Below are 17922 nucleotides of genomic sequence, written 5' to 3' on the forward strand. Positions count from 1 at the left end.
AATGAAAGAAACAGAGACCAATCTTCCTATATTCGATCATGATAAAGATGGGATACAATCCGCAGTTCGATTTAGGTTTCCGAAAGATGCGAATAGTATTCTTTCATTGTTCGATTGGGAGTTGGTCTCTTTGTTTCTATCTTTTTTAAAGGAGAAGAACGAGGCGGGCGGCTTCTTCTCCAAAAGAGACACAAACGAGATCTTAGATCGTCATATTCTTGAGTCTGTCTTTCATATTTATCGAATTCATAAAGAGATTGGATCGTTTAACAAGATGAAGGTGGGAGACGCAGGAACAGGACCTGGTATTCCCGGCTTCTTCTTTCGTTGTTTGATTGAATCAGAAAGACCTAAGGTGGTTCTATTAGATTCGCAAAGAAGAAAGCTCTCTCATACTGAATCGTTTGCAAAAGAGAATGGGATTGATGGCGTTGAATTTCAATTTTCCCGTGCAGAGGACTGGAAAACAAACTGGGATTTGGGTGTTTCTAGAGGGTTTGTGCCTTATCCTTGGAGTGCTGAAGTCTTATCTAGATGCATTGTTAAAGATGGTTATTATGTCCCATTCATTGGCAAAGACGAATTCAATGCAAAGATTGAGAGAAAGATCTTAAGTGATAGTGGCTTCAAAGTTGAAAAGACCATCTTCTTGTCTGAACTTGAATTTTTAGGCATGCGACATATTAAGTTCTTGAAAAAGGCCGGATCGACAAGGCAAGGTATCCCTAGAGCTTGGAAGCTCCTCGAAAAGGAGAGCAAAGAATTCTATGGGAAAGATCGTATCCATCAGTAACCAAAAGGGCGGTGTAGGCAAAACAACAACGTCCATTAACCTCGCGGCAAACCTAGCTGCGATCGGTAAGAAAGTACTGATCGTGGATTTTGACCCGCAAGGAAACTCAGGCTCCGGTTTAGGTCTCGAGATCAATACCATCCAGAACACTTCCTACGAACTTTTGATCGGAGAATCTTCCGCTGCTGAATGCATCAAAAGAACGGAAGTTGAAAATCTACATATCATTCCTTCCAATATCAACTTGTCCGGTGCAGAAGCTGACCTTTTGGGAGAAGAGAATCGTGAGTTCAGATTGAAATCGGCTATCGGTGAACTAAGAACCGAATACGATTATATACTGATCGACTGTCCCCCTTCTCTTGGAATACTCACGATCAACGCTTTGTCTGCTGCAGACAGTGTGATGATCACATTGCAAACAGAATACTTTGCGCTCGAAGGTCTGACTCAATTGATGAAGATCATTTCCTTAGTTCAGGAGAAATTGAATCCTGCTCTTGAGCTGGAAGGAGTTCTTCTTACTATGTTCGATAAGAGAACGAATCTGGCTCAGCAAGTCGCCGAAGACGTGAAGTCTTATTTTAAAGAAAAAGTATATACTACTGTTATTCCTAGAAACATCAAACTTTCGGAAGCTCCTTCTTTCGGTAAGTCCATTCTTTCCTATGATCCGGAAGGGATTGGCGCTCAGAGTTATAGAAGCCTGGCTCTAGAAGTCGCCGGGAAGAATTAATTTATGAGTGCGAAGCCTAAGGCTCTCGGTAGAGGGCTGGGGAATTTAATCCCCGTTTCCGAAGACAAGTCATTCAAAGAAGCAGGTGGGGAAGGTTCCCTTAGAGAGATCAAACTCTCTGAGATTCGTCCGAACCCTGATCAACCTCGTAGAACATTTAACGAAGAATCTTTGCGCGAGCTTGCAGAGACCATTAAGGCTCACGGTGTAATCCAACCTATCGTCGTAAAAGATACTGGTTCCGGTTATGAGATCATTGCCGGAGAGAGAAGATATAGAGCCTGTAAAATTGCGGGCTTTGTAAAGATCCCTGTCGTAGTTAAGAAAGCGAATGCAAATCAAACTTTGGAAATGGCTCTCATCGAGAATATCCAAAGAGAGAATTTGAATCCGATTGAGGAAGCTTTAGCTTACAAAACTCTTTCTGAAAAATCAGGACTGAAGATCACTGATATTGCCGCTCGAGTCGGAAAGAATCGAGCCACTGTTTCCAATTTGATCCGTCTTTTGCAATTGCCTGATTCCGTAATGGACTTGGTTAAGAATGGAAGGATCTCAGAGGGACATGCACGTCCTCTTCTTGCGATTGCTGATCGAAAAAAATCCGAACAACTCGCATATCAAATTGCGGAGAAGGGATTAACTGTTCGTCAGGTCGAAGATATTGTAGCGAATCTTACCGAAGATGCTCCTGTAAAAGAGAAGAAAAAATCCAAACGTAAAGAAGTGGATATAGTAGAGTTGGAGAATAAGTTTCGCAGAAAGTATTCTATGAAAGTGGATATCTCTCATAATTCTTCTTCCGGAAAAGGAAAGCTTAGCATTGCCTATCCAAGTTTGGATGCCCTACAAAAAGTCCTAGATGCATTGGGCTTATAGTCCTTTAAAAACTCCGATCCTTTCAAAATTATCGATGACGAGCTTTCTGAGCGAAGCAAGTATAATGCATGAGCTCAGCAGATCAGGAATTTTATTACACTCTTAGAGTCCGTTATTCCGAGATCGATGTCCAGGCTGTAGTATTCAACGCGCATTATCTTACCTACTTCGATACGGCTCTCAACGAATACATGAGATACTTGGAGTATGACTACAAGTACGAGTTAGAAAAGAATGGTCTGGATTTTGTCGTAACTCGCTCTTTGATTGAATACAAATCGCCTGCGAGATTTGACGAAGAACTGAAAGTTTATATCAAAGCGGGAGAGATTAAGCCTGCGAGTATCCGATGGGATTTACAAATTCGAAAAGTATCAGATGATACTTTAATTTGTACTGGAGAATTGACTTGGGCGTTTTTAGTTTTAGAATCCAGAAAGCCCGCAAGACTTCCGGATGTGTTTAAGAACTTAGGATCTAAGACCCAAGTTTAATTCATCAAATCTACTAAGAGACCGCGAATATCTTCCATTCTCTTCATGAGATCAAACGTAGAATTCTCAGGATGAACTATAAAGTCGGCAAGTGTTTGGATCTTATCATCAACGATTTGAACTACTTGGTATACTTTTTCCGAACCGCCTCTGGCTCTTGTTCTCAAAGTCTCTAGACTCGTATTTCTTTCTAAGACTTCTTTCAAGATCCCTTGTACGATTCTTTTGTAAACTTCGAGATTCGCATAGCTCGGAGACTTCAGAAAATTACGTTCTGCATCCGGTAAATCTCTTAGTAGAGAATTCAGGTCTCTCGTTCTTTCTTGATTGTATGGAAGTAAATGCTCTACAAGATCAAAGAACTCACTCTTTGAATCCGGGATCTGCGCATCTGAAACCGGACTAGGAACTGGCTGGTATAAAGAAGAAGATAGAGAAAGACCAAAGTCTCTCTTTCTGCGTGATTCTCTGCGAGGATCTTGTGATTGGATTTTCAATGCGAAGTCGGGTTAATCTTACAATTTCCCTCGAATTGCACTCCTTCTTCCATAACCACTTTGGGAGTGATGATATCACCTTTCATGCGGCAACTGGCGAGCAGAGTCACTCGTTCCGACGCGAAAATATTCCCATTAATCTCACCGCCGGCGACGACAATACGAGCTTTAATATCCGTATCGACGATTCCGGTCTTTCCGATTAGGACTTTTCCGTCGGTTTTTATAGTACCTCGAAAAATCCCGTCTATACGAAGGAGTCCGGAAAGTTTGAACTCTCCGTTGAATTCGGCTCCTTCGCCGATGATGCTATTTACTGCTAATTGCTCTTCGGTATGGGCCATCAGTCTTGGATCTGGTTTAAGAATGCAAACGGATCGATTGCTCTTGTGCCCACATGAATTTCATAATGAAGACTGTATTGCGGACTGTTCTCAGATTTACCTACAAATCCTAACACTTCCGATTTGGAGACTTGTTGGTTGGCTTTTACCTTCACGCGATCTAAGTTAGAGTAGATCGTTTTCCAACCGAATTTATGAGCCACTTTTACAAAGTAGCCAGTATTACGAGTATATCCGATCTCATACACAGTTCCTGGTGCCGTTGCAACAACTTCAGAACCAGCAAAGGCTCCGATATCAAGTCCGTTGTTAAAGTCTCTTCTTGCAGTTACAGGGTTTAGGTATTCGCCATAAGGATACAGAACATAACCTTTCACAGGCCAAATAGATGGAGTCTGGCGAATAAGATTTTTACGTTTCTTTAATATACTAATGATTTCTTGGGTAAGTTCGTTCGCTACCTTTAGGTTGTGAACATCTTCCTTCAATCGGAAGACTTCAGCTCCTGGTGGAAGTGCTTTGCCGGGCTCGGTATTCAACTTCTCCGCTCCGCCGATTCCTTTTGCTACCTTGGAATTATCACCTGTAAGTCTTCCGTAAAGAGCACCAACATGATTGTGATAATATTCAACGTGCTCATGTAGACCGTTGATCTCTTCTTTCATCTTTGCAGACTGACGAATGAAGTCCTGGTTGGAAAGGTTTAACTCAGTAAGCTGGTGAATAGATCCTGAATGGCTCAACACATTGATTGAGCTGATTAAAAGAAGAACCAGAATGGTTCCGATAAAGATAGTAATGGCTCTGTAAGAGATATGGAAATTGATGGTCTTCTGTTCCGAGTGAGGAATCACCATCACAGTTAGGCGTTCTTTGCCTTTCTTATTCCAATTAGCGATCTTAATATCAAGTTTCAACTTCAGATCTTGGTATTTATATCTGAGGCGATAATACAGTAATGCAAGATAGGATTTAAGATTCACTACTTATAGTCCGTTTCAAAGTGAGGTGGTCGATATGCGGATCGGACTTCAATTGCCTGGATCTTTTGATCCAAGTTATTATGTCCCGAATTATCGAATTTCCTCGTTCTTTTGTTATGCTGTAAGGATTCTAAAAAATTCTCTTTCCAGTCAATACAAATCATGAAAACTGCCTTTTAAAAGACATTTCACATGTACTCGATCATCGATACGCATTGCCACTTAGATATAATACAAGAGCAAGGCCTGGAAGTTGCACAATCACTGCGAAACGCTAAAGAATTCGGTATAAAAAAGATCGTCCAGATTGGAATCGATCTTGAGAGTTCAATTAGAGCGAAAGGTCTATCCGAAAAATATTCAGACGAAGAGCTTGAGGTATTTTATTCGATAGGTTGTCACCCAACCGAGACTCATGAATTTCCCAAAAAAGAAGAAATTCTGACATTGATCCGCGAAAACATTTTAGATAAAAGGTTATGCGCGATCGGAGAGATCGGTTTGGATTATTATCACGACGACTCGACTAAAGCGTATCAGGCGGATGTGTTGCATTCATTCTTAGATGCGTCAGGCAAACTTTCTTTGCCGGTGGTGATCCATTCAAGAGATGCCGCAGAAGATACAGTATCTCTTTTAAAAGAGCATAGAGACAAAGCATTCGGAGTGATCCATTGTTTCACGTATGATTATCCGACTGCGAAGAAGCTTGTGGATCTAGGATACTATATTTCTTTTTCGGGAATTCTTGCTTTTAAGAATGCTAGAGATATCCAAGAAGCAGCCGAAAAATTACCATTAGAAAGCATGTTGATTGAGACAGATGCTCCTTTTTTGGCTCCTCCTCCTTTTAGAGGAAAGAGAAACGAACCCGCTTATACTAAGTTTGTCTTGGAGAAGATGTTCTCTCTTCGAAAAGAACCGAACGCAGAAGTAGAAAAGATTCTATATAATAATTCCTTAAAATTCACGCAAAGGAAGGCGTACCATCATGATTGATCTGAAATATATTACCGAAAACACTGAAGAATTAAAAGCTAACTTAGAGAGAAGAGGATTCAAGGATCTTGCGGTCCTTGATGAACTTGCTTCTATCATTTTAAAAAGGAAAGATCTTCAGAAAGAGGCTGATGTTCTTAGAGAAGAAAGAAATAAGGCAAGCAAAGAAATCGGAAAAGTAAAGCAAGCAGGCGGAGATATTGCGGCGGCGTCTGCTGCAGTAAAAGAGATTGGAGATAAAATCAAAAAAATCGAAGATTCTCTAGAAGTCGAAGAGACAAAGCTTACCGATATCAATTTAGGTCTACCGAATATATTGGATCAAGATGTTCCTACAGGAAAGAACGAGCATGATAATAAGGTTCTGTATGAAGTAGGAGATAATCGGGATTACAAGTTTCAACCTAAGCCTCACTTCGAATTGGGAGAAGCTTTAGGTTGGTTTAATTTTGAGAAGGGCACAAAGCTAGCCGGCGCGAGGGCTTATACCTATTTCGGTCTGGGAGCTAAGTTAGAAAGAGCCCTTGCCAATTTTATGTTAGAGACTCATACTAAAGAGCACGGATATACAGAAGTTTGGGTTCCTGTAATGGTGAACGACGATTGTATGCTCACTACTGGCCAGTATCCTAAGTTCAAGGACGAATACTATCGCCTAGATCGGGATGATCTGAATTTAATTCCTACTGCTGAAGTACCTCTCACGAATTTATATAGAGATGAGATTATTCCGGAAGCACAACTTCCTATATCGATTACTGCTCATACTTCTTGTTTCAGAAGAGAAGCCGGTTCTTACGGAAAGGACACTAGAGGTTTGGTGCGAGTGCATCAATTCCAAAAAGTGGAACTAGTTAAATTCGCAAAACCGGAAGATTCAGAAGAAGAACATAAGAAAATGCTCTCTCATGCGGAGAATATCCTTAAGAAATTAGGAATCCGTTATAGAGTGATGCTGTTATGCAGCGGAGATATTTCGGCTGCTTCTTCCAAGACTTATGATTTGGAAGTCTGGATGCCTGGTTTGAATCGCTGGATGGAAATTTCTTCGGTTTCAAATTTCAAAGATTTTCAAGCCAGACGAGGAAAGATCCGCTATAAATCCAAAGATGGTAAGAATCAACTCGTTCATACTTTGAATGGTTCCGGCTTAGCAATAGGTAGAACTCTTGCCGCAGTCATGGAAACATACCAAAAAGAAGACGGTAGCATCGAATTTCCGGAAGTATTGAAACAGTATCTTTAATTTTTTAAAGGAAAGCGCTTAGGTTTTCCTTTAAAAAGCAGATAGTTAGAGTATGGTTTCCTTTTACCGTACTCTTCTGTCTAAAAAGTCTCGAATAAAAAGCGGTGCATCCGTTTCTAATCTGATCTTTATACTATTACTACTTCTTCTAAGCGGGACTTCTATCTTTACCGCTGATCAAGTTTCTCAAGGCAAAGTCTCTCCTCTGAAAGGAGAGATCAATACTGGATTGAACGAATTCGGCATTAGTCTTTCTCAAGATGGAAAGACATTGTATTATTATTCGAAAAGGCAGAACTCGAATTATTCTGATCTATATAAGTCGATCAAGAAAGGCGATTCTTGGAGCAAAGGAATCGAGATCAGAGAATTAAACTCTAACTTTGATGATCAGAGTCCTTTCATAACGGGAGATGAGAAGGAGATTATCTTTTCTTCCAATCGAGACGGAAGCATTGAGTTCCAATTGTCTAGCGGAAGGATCGGGGTCTCTAGAGATTTATATTATTCTAATTTTGCAAATGGCCGCTGGGAGAGACCCATGCCTCTTCCACAAGAAGTGAATACTCCCGAGATTGAGGAGAATCCTTTCTTATATGGAACCTTCTTATTATTTACCAGATATCCTTTTGGTAAAGTTTCCGAGTCCGATATTTATATTTCCGAATTTAAGAATGAGGCCTGGAAGGAAGCATTCGCCTTAGATAAACCTATCAACACTGAATACGCTGAGCTAGGCGCAACAGTGAGTCGTGATGGAAAGTATTTGTATTTTTCTTCCAACCGTCCTGGTGGCTTTGGTGGATTAGATATTTATAAATCTGAGATCAAGGCAGATGGAAGTTTTACTACTCCAGTGAATCTTGGACCGATAGTTAATTCGAAGGGTGACGAAGCCTTCTTCTTAGAAGCGTCGGACGGTAAAAATGCGTACTTTTGCAGGCTAGCAAATGAAGGAGGGAACTATGATATCTACGAATTTTCTCCGCAAAATGAATGGGAAGATCTGAAGAAGAGTAAGAAAATCTCTTTAGAGTCCATCCACTTTAGAACCGCATCTTTTGAGATCGAAGAAGAATCTCTACCGATCTTGGACCGTTTAGCGGACTTTTTAAAAGAAAATCCGAATATAAAACTCAAGATTACTGGGCATACAGATCTTCATGGAGATCCTAAGGACAATTTGGAATTAAGTCGCCAAAGATCGTCTGCGGTTCGGGATTATTTACAGAAAAAGGGAATTGCTGGGACCCGACTTTCCACAGATGGAAAAGGAAGCCAGGAGCCTCTCTATTCTGAGAAAAACCCAGAAACGGATGGCAAGAATCGCCGCACCGAATTTCAGATTATAGAATAAAGTAAAAACTCCTTTTATATACAAAAGATGCCGATAACTTAGGTATCATGAAGAAGCCGAGAAGCATTCGGCCGGCCTTCTTATCGGCTCTTATCATTTTCATTTCATCCTCTGCGTTCGCGCAGAATAAAATACTTTCGTCCAGACTGGATCAGATTCTTGCAAAGAAAGAATTGGTCGTCGGAGTAAACAGAGTATATGAGCCTTTTTATATCCAAGATCCTAAAGACGGTTTTCCAGGCTTTGATATGGAGCTCGCAAAACTTTATGCGGATTATCTTGGAGTTGCTCTCAAGGTAAAACCTCTCAAGACATTTCGCCAATTTTCGGATGAGATTGCGGCCGGTACAATCGACATGGCTCTTGCCGGAATGTCTACGGACCTGACTCGTGGAAAGTCGGTAACCTTTTCGGATCCTTATCTTCTTACCACACCTGCCGGCTTGGTTTATAAGCGTTCACTTCCTCCGGAGCCGGAAGGAAGTATCGTAACCACTCGTACTTTTAAATCTATCGAAGACTTGGCAGTGATCAACGCTTTGTCTTTTTCAGTAAGATCGAATACTACTAATCATAATTATCTTTTAAGAAGATTCAGTAAGAACCTAATCTATAGTTACCTTTCAGATTCAGTCGCTCTCGATTCTTTGGTTAAGGGGAATGTTACTTGCTTCGTAGCGGATAGTTTGTATATTCTTTCTCTTCTGCAACGACAACCGAGTTTAAGGGCTAGTTATGTTGCGCTTGTGAATCCTGTTATGGACGAGTACATAAGTGCGGCTATGCCTATGAACGATCTTGTCTTTGCTGATAATTTCAACTTCTTCATTAAAGAATTGAAGCGCACTGCAGTGATCGAAGGACTTAGATCTAAATATTTTCTCGGAAGCGGATGGGTTAAATAATCCGTGTTAAGACTTTCGTTTTCAAAGATCAGATTTTGCATTCTCTCTATATTCTTTTTTGCGGGCGTTTCTCTGTCGGCACAAGAGGTGGAAGAAAAAACAAAGATCGATTTTCAAGGAAACTACAGGGTTCGCGCATTCAACTTAGGAAGAGATATTTATACCACTCGTCAAACTCCAGTGACGCCTTATAACCGTCAGACTTTTTTGAATCAGTACAACCAGCAAGTCGCTCAGTCATTTCAAGACGAACTAACTGCTAGAGAGAAAGGGCTTCCGACTACTACGAGTCCTCAGAAAGAAGACCAAACCTACTACGACACTAGGATGACCTTGAACATGAACTTCTCCACTTCGAAATATTTCGAAGCTTTGGTAGGTGTTCAGATCGGTGATATTATTTTCGGAGGAAGAGGGGTCACTCAGTCTTCGACAGTTGGCCCAGGACAAGGCGGACAGGCTACTTTTAGCTCAGCCGTGAACATACAAACAAACTTCTTGTATTTGAATTTCAAATTACCTGAGAAAGGTTTTTCAGCAAGAGTAGGTCTTCAGCTATTTACTTCTGCGCAAGGTAGAGTTGTATTTATTCCGGGAACAGGGGTGAACTTGACCAAGGACATTCGAGATTGGAATACAACTCTGGAAGGTGGTTGGTTTGTCGCTCAGCAGAATAATTTCACCGATCTAGATCAGAATGCGTACTCGGATAAAAATTACCAAGGCTCGAATATTTATTTTTATAAGATAAAGACTAGCTTCTTTAACAATGCGAAGCATGAGCTTTATACTTTTTATTTGGATGATAACCTAAGAGATCTACAAACCGTTACTGGAGTTTATGGAACAGTTTCGCAGACAAGTGATTCGAGCGATTTGTTTTGGCACGGTCTGTTTAATGAATTCAATTTCTCCGATTTTACACTCGTAGTTCACGGGATCTATAATCACGGAAGAGTGAAATCCCTGAATCCATACAGAGATGCAAGCGGGAATGTGGTCCAAGATAAATACGATCTATACAATATCAAAGGTGGTTTCTTTGATACCCAGCTCTCATATCGGTATAATGAGTCTTTAAGTTTTACTATGATGGGTTCTGGTTCTACGGGAAGGCCTGGCTATGAGAAAGACGGGACCAAGTCCAATTTGCATGGGAACGGTTATCGAACCTTACTTCCTGGTTACTCACTCTCGAACATTGCGAACGACTTTACGGGAGGTTACGCATTATTCTCAGGTAAGGATATGAGCGGCCTCTATGAATATGGATTGTATTCTGATATTGTTCTCTCGGGTCCCTTGGTTTTAACTGTGGGTTATTATCGTCTTTACGGAACCAAGTCCCCGTTGATGGATAATAATCGTTTTTATAATGCGGATAACTTTTATCAAACATCCGCATATTTCGGTCAGGAATATAACTTGAACCTTAGGTACAGTGCGTTCCGAGATATGCAGATCCTTCTTCGTTCCGGTTATTTCATAGCGGGGAATGGACTGAAAGCATTCTTGGATACCACTCACGGAACAGTTCTACATGAATTGTTCGTTACTGCCGAGCACAGATTCTAAAGTTTCAAACGAGAACGGATAGCTCGGCCCAAAGTGTATTGGTCGGCCAATTCTATCGATCCTCCCACGGTGATCCCGTAAGCGATCCTTGTTACTGTTACATTATAATTTTTTAATTGATGATGAATATAATCGGCGGTGGCATCGCCTTCTAAAGTAGGGTTAGTAGCGACTAGGACTTCTTTGATTTCTTCCGGTTGGATTCTTTCCAATAATTCCCTGATTCTGAGATCTTGTGGACCAATACCTTCTAAAGGGGAGATGACTCCGTTGAGTACATGGTATCTACCCTTGAATTCGCCGGTATTTTCGATGAAGAATACATCTTCGGGTTGTTCTACCACACAAACTGTATGGCTTTCTCTTTTATCTGAACTACAAAGATTACAGATCTCTTCTTCCGAATAGGAACCACAACGAGCGCAAAATCGTATTCTTCCTTTTACATCCGAAATGCTTTGGATGAATCCGTTAAATACTGCCGGATCCTGACGCAGTAAATGAAAACTAATACGATATGCGCTCTTTCTACCAATACCAGGTAGAGAAGAGAGTGCATTTACCATTCCTTCGATTAAATGCTCAGCCAAAGTTACCGCCGAATAATTTGGAAATCTCCGATAAGTCTAGGCCGCCAGTTACGGATTTGAGTTCATATTCCGCAGCTTGTTTCGCTTTGTTGAGCGCATCGTTCGTCGCGGCGAGGACTAGGTCTTCCATCATCTTATTGTCTTCTGAATCAAATAGAGTACGATTGATCTTTACGTCCACAATGGTCCCATCTCCTGTAGAAGTAACCTGGACCATTCCCGCACCTGCGTCACCAACGACTCTCAGGTTCGAGATTCTCTTTTTAATCTCTTCCATCTTTCCGCGCATCTCGCCCATCTTGGAAAAGATCTCGGAAGCATTCTTAAGATTTTCGAACATTGTCTCTCCTCAGAGTCCTATCTTGGGAACCTTGGACGGATCTACATCCGTGCCAAGAAATTCATTCTTAAAGGACTTTTCCCATTCTGCGTCTTCAGAAGAAACTTCTTTAGCCATATCTTCTAGAGCAGAAATTCCTAGCGTTTCCGGTTTTGCTTTAGCAGGTTCAGCCTGAGTTTTAGACTCCGCCTGAACCTGAACCGGCTTTGGGTTAGGAGCTTCTTTAGGTGGAGTAGAAACCGATTTTTGCAAAGAGTCGGACAAAATAGAAGATCCAGAATCAGGTTCTTGGATCATCAGAATGAGATGATTGATCCGATCGACCAAACCGGAAAGACTAGGTTTCGCTAAATCTTCCGTCAGTTTTTTGATTTGGATTTCTATGAAGATCTTGATCTCGAATGAATTGCGAAGACGTAAGTTTTTTGCTTTCTCAAACAGCTCGAATAAGCGGAAAGAAAGTTTATTCAAAGAAACGAGATCGAAGGATTCGAAATCTTTTCTCATCTTTTGTAGATCTTCTCTAGGATAATTTGCAGATTCTGAATCCGCAACGGAGTCTTTGAGAAGACAAAGTGTATGAGTGAATTCGATCGAATCCCAAAGAAATTTAAAGATGTCTTGGCCTTCTTGGTAAAGACCTTCGATGATTTCTAACGACTTGGAATGATTGTCAGAAGCTAAAAGACTTTTAATAAAATCGGAAAGAAAATCGATACCGTGGTATCCGATCATTTTTCTGATTTCTGAACCGAGCAAACGATTATCAGTAAAAACTAATGCTTGCTCCATAAAAGAGAGCATGTCTCGAACAGAACCGTCTCCCTTCTTTGCGACCCAAAATAATCCTTCGGAGTCGTACTTGGTGTTCTCTTCTTTACATAGATTCTCTGCATAGTCTTGGAGAACTGAAAGAGGAACCTTCTTAAAAATAAAATCCTGACAACGGGATAGAATGGTTTCAGGGATCTTATGATATTCGGTAGTAGCGAGCACGAACACAACGTGGGCCGGTGGCTCTTCTAACGTCTTTAGTAATGCATTGAAAGATTGGTCGGTTAGCATGTGTACCTCATCTATGATGTACACTTTATACTTACCGCCCATCGGAGTGAACTTTACGTTATCTCTTAGCTCTCTGATATTCTCGATACCTCGATTGCTCGCTGCATCTATCTCAAGCACATCTCCTGAAATTCCTTTTGTAATTTCCATGCAAGAATCGCATTCATTGCAAGGCTCATTATCTATCGGGTTTTGACAGTTCAGTCTCTTTGCAAAGATACGGGCGATCGTGGTCTTGCCCACTCCTCTTGGCCCGAAAAAAATATAGGCGTGACCTATCTTGCCGGACTTAACCGCATTCTGCAAGGCTCCGATTGCGAGGTTCTGGTGAATTACATCTCGAAATCTTTGAGGGCGGTACTTACGTGAGAGAACTTCGTGATTTCCGGCCATATACTTCTTATTTTACCAAATAGCCTAATAGGAGAAAGGAGGAAAAGCCGAAAAGCTCGGTTAATTTCTCTTATCCTTGAAGAAAGTTTTGAAGATCTCGGTTATCTCTTCTGATTTAAGAAGAAGAAGCTCCGGAAAAAAATTACGACTATAGATTGTCTCTACAGGAATAGAAGAGATCCCTTCTCCTTGCTTTGCCGGCACGAGATAAGCCACATGAGGTATTCTGGAAAGTAGAATGGAGCCTCCACACATTAAGCATGGCTCTAAAGTAGTGATTAAAAAACATTCGTTTAGATATCTTTCTTTACGGATCTCTTTGGCCTTAGTGATGGCAATGACTTCGCTATGTAAGGCTGAATCTTCAGAAGTTTCCACAGAATTAAAGGCTTCGCAAATTAAGTCTTTCTCTTTGTAAATCTGTGTGAAACTCGGGATCTCGTGTAAATTTTCCGAACGTATTTCGGCAAAACGTTCTAGAAAGGAAGAGAGAACAGATTGTATTATTTCAGCCTTCATTTTCGTGTTCTCTTTTAAATTCTACTTGCTCTTAACGGAAGCAAATGGTTTTTTTTAGCGCATGATTCTTTCGGCCAAACTTCTGAGACCGGCCGGTTCTCCCGCAAAGACCAATACCCTTCTTATACGATTGAACTCTCCTACTGGGCCTGCAAATTCTCAGAGGCAACCTCTCGTTCTTGGCTTGGCCTTGGATAGAAGTTGGTCCATGAAAGGAAGTAAGATGGATGCAGTAGTACAGGCCTCTTCTTCTCTTGTGAATTGGCTAACCCGAAGAGATTTTCTAACTGCAGTTGCTTATGCAGAGGATGTTCAGGTCATTCAACCCTTAGTTCCTCTTGCCGAAAAAAATTCTGTCATACATCGTTTGAATTCCATACAAGTGGGAACTTCTACCAATTTAAGCGGTGGTTGGTTGCATGTTCTAAGAACTTTAGAACTTCATCCACTCGCAGACGGTTATAAGAGAGTCATACTTTTAACGGATGGAAATCCTACCCTGGGCATCAAGGATCCTGTCCAACTGATTCAAATCGCTTCAGACGCGTATAAGAAAGGAATCAGTACAACTGTCATTGGTTTCGGAAATGATTTTAACGAGATTCTTCTGAAAGAGATCGCCGAATCCGGCGGAGGAAATTTCTATTATGTGGAAACTCCCGAAGAGACTGGCGATATTTTCTTTAAGGAATTCGGAGATATAGGTACACTGTACGCTCAATCGATAGAGTTGAGAGTTGAATTTCCGAAGGGAATGGACTATCACGACGTAGTTTCTGAAGTTTCTTCCTACTTGGAACCGGATCCAGAAGAAGCGGGAAGATCCAAATCCTTAGTCATCGAAGTCGGAGACATGAGAGCAGATGATGTGAAAAGCATCGTAGTCCAAATGCGTCCGACTAAAAAAGATACTCCTGAGAATATTAAAATTTCTGCAAGTTACTACGAGCTGAGCGAAGGCGCTAAGCTGGAGCAAAAGAGTTTTGATCTTGCTTTGGATTGGAAAGACGAATCCGGGAAAGAAGACGCAGACGTAGTTGTCGAGGCTACGATTGCTAAGACAGGCAAAGGATTACGAAAAGCCGGAACACTCTTAAAAGAAGGTTATACGGAAGAGTCAATCGGACTACTCAATGATTTGATCAAAGAGATCAACGAGAAGGAAGAGTTGGCTCCTGAAGTATTACAAACATTGGGTTTCCGAGTAAGCTCTTTAAAGAATCGGATCCTCGAAAACTCACCGAGTGCTGCCAAACATTTGGTTGCTTCTGCCTCCGAATTGCAATATGGAACGCAGGAATCCTTTCCGGATGACGGTGTGGAATATCACGATCAGATCTACTGCTTCCGATCCGCAGAGGATATAGATTTGTATAGATGTCCTGAGATCAAGGGCTCTATCCAAGAGAAGATGAAGGAAGGATACAGATATATCGTATTCAATCTATCAAAATCTTCTTATATAGATTCCTCTGCCATTGGGATGTTGATCCAGATTGCGGGCTGGCTAAGAAAGAGAGGAGGAGAATTGATCGTAAGTAATTTACGAGCTTCCGTAAAGAAAGTGTTCTCCATTACAAGATTAGAATCTCATATACGTTCCGCAGAAACAGAAGAAGAAGCGCAGAGCCTGTTACAGGCCTGGATCGAGAGCAAGGTTTAGCTTAGCAAACTTTCCGCAGCGAGAATAGCGTCCTTTACTTCCGAGTACAAACCAACCGGAATAGCGATACCTTTTTGAGTAGGTTTGTATTCCCCTTCGCTGTCTGTGTACCAAACTCTTAGGTTTAGATACTTGTTTCCTTTGAATTCGGAAATCTCAACTCGGATGATTTCACCTTTGCCTTTGTCTATATCTCGAACTACACTCATGAATGCCTCGACTCCTTTGACTGCACGAGAGTAAATTCTTGGTTTTGGATTTCCAGCCGTTTTCATAAAAAAAGGCCCCCGAAAGGGAGCCCTTTATAAAAATAGAATGGATCCGAAACCGATTAGTAGGTTTCAACGAAGAGCTGGTGAGCTCCTTCCAAATGATGTTTGAATTCTTCGTAAGTAGAAGAATTTCCATCGATCTTTTGGATCTCTTCGATCACTCCTTTTTCCATTCCTTTCGGACCACCGCAAATATAGAAACGTCCACCGGAAGAAAGAACCTTCTTCACTTCTGCTTCTAACATTTTGACTCGGTGAGAGATATACATTCTGCCGCCATCGAAAGGATTTTTTTCCTCTCTTGAAATTGCAGTCACTAGTTTGAAGTTAGGAAACTTCTGCTCCAGTCCTTTTAGATATTCCATGAGTACGAGCTCGTCTGAATAAGGAGCTCCATATACAAGAATGATATTACCTGTGAAGTTGATAAGTTTGTGTTCTAAGAGCTCTTCACTCATTCCGATGAAAGGAGCGATTCCAGTTCCTGTAGCAAGGAACATGATGTCTCCGCTAAAGTCAGCAGTAGGAAGAAGGAATTTCTTTCCAGAAGGACCGGTCATGATAACCTCGTCGCCTTCTTTCAGATCGCAAACGTAGTTGGAGCAAACTCCTTTGAACTGAACATTGCCATCTGCATCATACACGTTATCTCTTTTGATAACGAATTCGATTGTGTCTTCTTTCATTCCGAAAGAATAGCTAGGAGAAGCAATCGAATATAAACGAACTGTAAAGCTTGCATCAGCAAGGCCTTTCGCTTTTTTCTCAGGATCTTCCCCAGGAGGAATAATACCGCCAGATTGACCGATCACATAAGGATATTGTCCGTGATCGATCGCTAATGTGATCCTATGGATCAGTGATTCGCCTTCTTTCTTAGGGCGTTTGCCTTTGCCAGGTTCAGGCGTAAGAAGTTCATTGCTGATCACTCTCGCCTTCAGCGGGCTCGATTTTTTGAATATATTGATTTGCGGCTCTCTAACTGGCTTCATACTCGGGGATGGGTCCTGAATTCGATTTCTATTGGATTACAGATTTTTTTCGGAAGCTAATTCGTCAAACGGGATATTTGCTATATAAGAAGGCTTTATAAGCTATATTATGTCCTCTTTATGCCTGATCGCCTGTTCAAATAGATATAAATTTGAGATAGATCCGAATTCGAACTAAGATTAGCTTGGTAGATTATAGAAATGCAGAGAGAGGATCTCAATGGCTAGATATACTCTAGACGAACTCGCTTCTAAGATCTCTGGAGCGAAGATTGAAAATTGTGCGGACCCTAAGAAAGTATTCGCGGAGTCCGTATCTCCGGTGAGTCCCGGAACTCCTAACAGTATTAGTTTTCTTGCAAATAAGAAGATGTTGTCCGATGCGAAAAAGACTGCATCCAGTATTGTGCTTACTACTTCCGAATTTTCCAAAGAATTGGAAGTTCCTTGCTTGGTCGTTGATAAGCCTGACTTGATCCTTGCTCAAGTTTTGGATCTGATCTATCCTCCTCATCAATTCGGATCCAAGATAGAAGAGAACGCTTACGTTCATCCTTCTGCCAAGATAGGAAAGAATTGCTATATCGGAAATTTTGCTTCAGTCAGCGAGAATGCGGTGATCGGAGACAATACGATCTTAGAAGACGGAGTTAGGATCGGTAGAGGAACTAAGATTGGCGAAGGTTCTCATCTGGGACCGAACACCGTCATTCATCACGAAGTTATTATAGGAAAAAGATTTCGTTCTCATGGAAACGCTACCATAGGTGGAGATGGATTCCGTTTCGTATTCGCAAATGGAAAACATAACAAGATCCCTCAGGTAGGAACAGTGATCGTTGGCGATGATGTTGAGATAGGTTCCAATAGCGCAATCGATAGAGGCGGTTTGGAAAATACAGTCATCGGAGACGGATGTAAATTCGATAACCTGGTGCATATTGGTCACAACTGCGTGCTAGGTAAGAATGTAGTGATTGCCGGTTACACAGGTGTCGCGGGCTCTACCACGATCGGAGACAATGTTACCATCGGAGGAGGCTGTGGTCTCGCAGATCATATCAGCATTCCAAGTGGAACAATTGTTGGAGGTGGAACTTCCGTTAGGAATACCATCACCAAGCCGGATATTTATGTAGGTTGGGATTACGGTCTTACTTTTCCTGAATTCCAAAAGCTTCGTGTGAATATTAAGAATGTGGTGAATTTCCAGAAATGGGCCCGTAGGATCAAAGGGATTGAGTCAAAACTGGGCATAAGCTCCGAAGACTGAAATTGGA

At 41.4% G+C, this 17922-nt stretch carries 20 protein-coding genes; 11 read left to right on the top strand and 9 right to left on the bottom strand.

All coding sequences use genetic code 11. From position 1 onward, the window contains the following. Position 1 precedes the first annotated feature (1 nt). The 4 genes from EHO59_RS03425 (at position 2) to EHO59_RS03440 (ending at position 2902) form a co-directional block, all read left to right on the top strand. On the top strand, positions 2–793 hold the full coding sequence (locus tag EHO59_RS03425) for an RsmG family class I SAM-dependent methyltransferase (RefSeq protein ID WP_135584754.1): 792 nt from the start codon (positions 2–4) through the stop codon (positions 791–793). Then, positions 768–1529 (top strand): ParA family protein, encoded by a 762-nt coding sequence (locus tag EHO59_RS03430; RefSeq protein ID WP_135584756.1) that lies wholly within the window; start codon positions 768–770, stop codon positions 1527–1529. The genes EHO59_RS03425 and EHO59_RS03430 overlap by 26 nt, the downstream gene beginning before the upstream one ends. 3 nt (positions 1530–1532) lie before the next feature. Further along, positions 1533–2408 (top strand): ParB/RepB/Spo0J family partition protein, encoded by an 876-nt coding sequence (locus EHO59_RS03435; protein ID WP_135584758.1) that lies wholly within the window; start codon positions 1533–1535, stop codon positions 2406–2408. A 68-nt stretch (positions 2409–2476) separates the two neighbouring features. Next, positions 2477–2902, top strand: coding sequence for an acyl-CoA thioesterase (locus tag EHO59_RS03440; protein WP_135584760.1), 426 nt, complete (start codon positions 2477–2479; stop codon positions 2900–2902). On the opposite strand, the gene EHO59_RS03445 is transcribed toward EHO59_RS03440, so the two are convergent. Genes EHO59_RS03445 through EHO59_RS03455 form a run of 3 tightly spaced genes read right to left on the bottom strand, consistent with a single transcriptional unit; the run spans position 2899 to position 4726 of the window. After that, on the bottom strand, positions 2899–3399 hold the full coding sequence (locus EHO59_RS03445) for a YaaR family protein (protein WP_135584762.1): 501 nt from the start codon (positions 3397–3399) through the stop codon (positions 2899–2901). The genes EHO59_RS03440 and EHO59_RS03445 overlap by 4 nt on opposite strands. Then, positions 3396–3743 (bottom strand): bactofilin family protein, encoded by a 348-nt coding sequence (locus EHO59_RS03450; RefSeq protein ID WP_135584764.1) that lies wholly within the window; start codon positions 3741–3743, stop codon positions 3396–3398. The genes EHO59_RS03445 and EHO59_RS03450 overlap by 4 nt, the downstream gene beginning before the upstream one ends. Beyond that, the gene (locus tag EHO59_RS03455; protein ID WP_135584766.1) at positions 3743–4726 is read right to left on the bottom strand and encodes a M23 family metallopeptidase; all 984 of its coding nucleotides are present in this window, start codon (positions 4724–4726) and stop codon (positions 3743–3745) included. Before EHO59_RS03455 ends, EHO59_RS03450 begins: the two co-directional genes overlap by 1 nt. A gap of 192 nt (positions 4727–4918) precedes the next feature. On the opposite strand from EHO59_RS03455, the gene EHO59_RS03460 reads away from it, so the two are divergent. The 5 genes from EHO59_RS03460 to EHO59_RS03480 are packed head-to-tail and all read left to right on the top strand — an operon-like array spanning position 4919 to position 10808. Further along, positions 4919–5725: a TatD family hydrolase gene (locus tag EHO59_RS03460; RefSeq protein WP_135584768.1), complete on the top strand. Its 807-nt coding sequence runs from the start codon at positions 4919–4921 to the stop codon at positions 5723–5725. Continuing rightward, positions 5718–6971 carry a serine--tRNA ligase gene (serS, locus tag EHO59_RS03465; RefSeq protein WP_135584770.1) on the top strand — a complete coding sequence of 418 codons (1254 nt, stop codon included), beginning with the start codon at positions 5718–5720 and terminating at the stop codon, positions 6969–6971. The genes EHO59_RS03460 and serS overlap by 8 nt, the downstream gene beginning before the upstream one ends. A 52-nt stretch (positions 6972–7023) precedes the next feature. After that, positions 7024–8328, top strand: a complete 1305-nt coding sequence (locus tag EHO59_RS03470; RefSeq protein WP_135584772.1) for an OmpA family protein — start codon at positions 7024–7026, stop codon at positions 8326–8328. 47 nt (positions 8329–8375) lie between these two features. Further along, a complete protein-coding gene (locus EHO59_RS03475; protein WP_135584774.1) occupies positions 8376–9233 on the top strand; it encodes a substrate-binding periplasmic protein in 858 nt (285 codons plus the stop codon). Positions 9234–9260: 27 nt separating this feature from the next. Then, on the top strand, positions 9261–10808 hold the full coding sequence (locus EHO59_RS03480) for a hypothetical protein (RefSeq protein WP_167882074.1): 1548 nt from the start codon (positions 9261–9263) through the stop codon (positions 10806–10808). On the opposite strand, the gene recR is transcribed toward EHO59_RS03480, so the two are convergent. The 4 genes from recR to EHO59_RS03500 are packed head-to-tail and all read right to left on the bottom strand — an operon-like array spanning position 10805 to position 13715. Then, positions 10805–11398, bottom strand: coding sequence for a recombination mediator RecR (recR, locus tag EHO59_RS03485; protein ID WP_135584777.1), 594 nt, complete (start codon positions 11396–11398; stop codon positions 10805–10807). The genes EHO59_RS03480 and recR overlap by 4 nt on opposite strands. Next, entirely contained in the window at positions 11391–11738 is a 348-nt protein-coding gene (locus EHO59_RS03490; protein WP_135584779.1) for a YbaB/EbfC family nucleoid-associated protein, read from the bottom strand. Before EHO59_RS03490 ends, recR begins: the two co-directional genes overlap by 8 nt. A 9-nt stretch (positions 11739–11747) precedes the next feature. Further along, complete coding sequence (gene dnaX, locus EHO59_RS03495) at positions 11748–13196, bottom strand: DNA polymerase III subunit gamma/tau (protein WP_135584781.1); 1449 nt, start codon at positions 13194–13196, stop codon at positions 11748–11750. 60 nt (positions 13197–13256) lie between these two features. Further along, the gene (locus EHO59_RS03500; RefSeq protein WP_135584783.1) at positions 13257–13715 is read right to left on the bottom strand and encodes a deaminase; all 459 of its coding nucleotides are present in this window, start codon (positions 13713–13715) and stop codon (positions 13257–13259) included. 61 nt (positions 13716–13776) lie between these two features. Between EHO59_RS03500 and EHO59_RS03505 the strand changes: the two genes are divergently transcribed. Beyond that, positions 13777–15378 carry an anti-sigma factor antagonist gene (locus EHO59_RS03505; RefSeq protein ID WP_135584785.1) on the top strand — a complete coding sequence of 534 codons (1602 nt, stop codon included), beginning with the start codon at positions 13777–13779 and terminating at the stop codon, positions 15376–15378. Here EHO59_RS03505 and EHO59_RS03510 read toward each other — a convergent pair. Then, entirely contained in the window at positions 15375–15587 is a 213-nt protein-coding gene (locus EHO59_RS03510) for a transcriptional coactivator p15/PC4 family protein (RefSeq protein WP_135586465.1), read from the bottom strand. The genes EHO59_RS03505 and EHO59_RS03510 overlap by 4 nt on opposite strands. A gap of 122 nt (positions 15588–15709) precedes the next feature. Then, the gene (locus EHO59_RS03515; RefSeq protein ID WP_135584787.1) at positions 15710–16642 is read right to left on the bottom strand and encodes a ferredoxin reductase domain-containing protein; all 933 of its coding nucleotides are present in this window, start codon (positions 16640–16642) and stop codon (positions 15710–15712) included. Positions 16643–16862: 220 nt separating this feature from the next. On the opposite strand from EHO59_RS03515, the gene lpxD reads away from it, so the two are divergent. Beyond that, on the top strand, positions 16863–17915 hold the full coding sequence (lpxD, locus tag EHO59_RS03520; RefSeq protein ID WP_135584789.1) for a UDP-3-O-(3-hydroxymyristoyl)glucosamine N-acyltransferase: 1053 nt from the start codon (positions 16863–16865) through the stop codon (positions 17913–17915). Positions 17916–17922 lie beyond the last annotated feature (7 nt).

Source organism: Leptospira semungkisensis (assembly GCF_004770055.1).
Classification (GTDB): Bacteria; Spirochaetota; Leptospiria; order Leptospirales; family Leptospiraceae; genus Leptospira_B; species Leptospira_B semungkisensis.